The organism is Methylobacterium sp. A52T, assembly GCF_053346095.1.
This window is the reverse complement of record NZ_JBKFBI010000281.1, coordinates 1-2,269: the sequence shown is the minus strand read 5'-3', so window position 1 is coordinate 2,269 and position 2,269 is coordinate 1. Positions and strand designations below refer to the sequence as shown.

2 protein-coding genes and 1 pseudogene are annotated in these 2,269 nt (G+C 75.5%); 1 reads left to right on the top strand and 2 read right to left on the bottom strand.

What is annotated here, in order from left to right:
* A pseudogene (locus ACLBYE_RS30310) lies at positions 1 to 236 on the bottom strand (hypothetical protein); the annotation flags it as partial.
* Positions 237 to 437: 201 nt separating this feature from the next.
* Here ACLBYE_RS30310 and ACLBYE_RS30305 point away from each other — a divergent pair.
* Positions 438 to 1,151: an alpha/beta fold hydrolase gene (locus ACLBYE_RS30305; RefSeq protein ID WP_447697004.1), complete on the top strand. Its 714-nt coding sequence runs from the start codon at positions 438 to 440 to the stop codon at positions 1,149 to 1,151.
* Here the strand turns inward: ACLBYE_RS30305 and ACLBYE_RS30300 are convergent.
* The coding region (locus ACLBYE_RS30300; RefSeq protein ID WP_447697003.1) for an RluA family pseudouridine synthase at positions 1,118 to 2,269 on the bottom strand (1,152 nt) is incomplete at its 5' end. The two genes, ACLBYE_RS30305 and ACLBYE_RS30300, sit on opposite strands and share 34 nt — an antisense overlap.

The following is a 2,269-nucleotide window of genomic DNA, read 5'->3' as shown; positions in this document are numbered from 1 at the left end:
CAGGCCGCGTAGGAGCGGCGCCGGCGCTCCGCGCGGGCACTGTTGGCGGTGCGCGGGGCGGCCTGCGCGGGCGCCGCGCCCGGGGCGGGCGCCGGGGCCGGATGCGGGGCCGCCGTCTCGGGGGGGTGGGTGCCGTTCGCCGTCGGCGCCGCCCTGGTCGTCTCGCCCGGCGCGGCATGCGCGATCGGCCCGGTGAGGCACAGGGCGGCGAGGCAGGCCAGCATCGCGAGCTTCATGTGTCAGGGTCTCGAATCGCCGGGAACAGGCCCCGCGACGGATCGGCGGGGCGCGGGGCAGCATATGAGGCGGCGCGGCCGGTTGCCAAGGCATGCGCCGCGCGGGACGCCCGGACCGCACCCGACTTTCACCGGAGATACCGCGGCGCTGACGGGCGCCCGCGTGCCGGCTATCTGGGGGACGGGAAGGGTGATCCGGCGATGAACCTCGTGCTGCTGCCCGGCTTCATGACCGATGCCGACCTCTGGTCGGACGTGGTCGCGCGCCTCGCCGAGGTGGGTCCTATCACGCACGGCGACCTCGCGCGGGACGCCGCCATCGCCGACATGGCGCGCCGCGTCGTCGCGGAGGCGCCGCCGCGCTTCGGGCTCGTGGGCTTCTCCATGGGCGGCTACGTCGCCCGCGCGGTCGCCCGGCTCGTGCCGGACCGGGTGGAGGCGCTGGTCCTCGTCGCCACCTCGTCGCGGGCCGACACGCCGGCCCAGGCGCGCCGGAAGGCGGCCGCGGTCGCCCATATCCGCCAGCAGGGCTACCGGGGCCTCAGCCGATCGGCGATCCTCCAGTCGGTGCACCCGGACCGCGCCGGCGACGGCGCCCTCCTGGCCCGGATCCGGCAGATGGGCGACCGGCTCGGCGGAGAGGTCTTCCTGCGCCAGGCCGGGCAGGCGCGCGAATCCGATGGCGACCGCCTCGGCGCGATCGGCTGCCCAACCCTGGTCGTGGCGGCGGCCCAGGACGCCCTGCGCAGCCTCGACGAGGCGCGGGAGCTCCGCGACGGCATCCCGGGCGCGACCCTGACGGTGATCGACGGGTCGGGCCACATGCTGCCGTTCGAGGCCCCCGACGCCCTCGCGGACGCGATCGTGCCCTGGCTGCGGGCTCAGGCCTCCGGGGCCTCGACGATCGGGTCGTAGCGGGCGGCGTCGAAGCCCAGGAGGTTCCAGCTCTGGGCCATGTGGGGCGGGAGCGGCGCGCTCACGTCGACCGGCTTTCCGGTCCGCGGATGCGGGATGACGATCCGCCGGGCGAGCAGGTGGAGGCGGTTCTGGATGCCGCCCGGCAGCTCCCAGTTCTCGACGGAGAAGTATTTCGGGTCGCCCACGATCGGGTGGCCGATATGGGCCGCGTGGGCGCGCAGCTGGTGCGTGCGGCCGGTGACCGGCTTGAACGACAGCCAGGACAGCTTCTGGGCGGCCTGATCGACCATCGCATAGTAGGTCAGCGCGTGGCTCGCGCCCTCGTCGCCGTGCTTGGCGACCCGCATCCGCGCGTCGGCGTCGGTGGGCTCCTCCTTGGCGAGGTAGGTCGAGACGCGTCCCTGCCGGACCCGCGGCACGCCCGCGGTGAGCGCCCAGTAGATCTTCCGCGCCGCCCGGGACCGGAAGCTCTTGGCCAGCGTCGCGGCGGCGAGCCGGGTCTTGGCGATGATCAGGCACCCGGCCGTGTCCTTGTCCAGCCGGTGGACGAGGCGCGGCTTCTGGCCGTCCGGACCCGTGAGGGCGGCGAGCAGACCGTCCACGTGCCGGACCGTCCCCGAACCACCCTGGACCGCGAGGCCGAAGGGCTTGTTGAGGATCATCATGTCGGCATCCTCGTAGAGGATCAGCGACCGGATGAAGGCGGCGTCGTCCTGCTCGCGGGCGGCGCTGCGCGGCCGCTCGGTGGGCTGGTCGAGGCGCAGCGGCGGCACGCGCACGCTCATCCCCGGCTCCAGCCGGTCGTTCGGCTTGGCGCGCTTGCCGTCGACCCGCAACTCGCCCTTGCGGACGATGGTCTGCACGCGGGTGAAGGGCAGGAGCGGGAAGCGGGCAGTGAGGAAGCGGTCGATCCGCATCCCGGCCTCGTCCGGCTCGACCGTCAGGGTCTGCACGCCGGAGGCGAGGGTCGTGGAGGCGGCGGCGCGCTGCTCGCGCCGGGTCGGACCGGGCGCGGGGGCAGAAGCGGGGGCAGGGGCGGTGGCGAGGGCCGGGGAGGGGGCCGCCGAGCGCCTGGCCGGCGGCCGGCCACCGGGCTTGGCCGCCGCGGCGTCGCG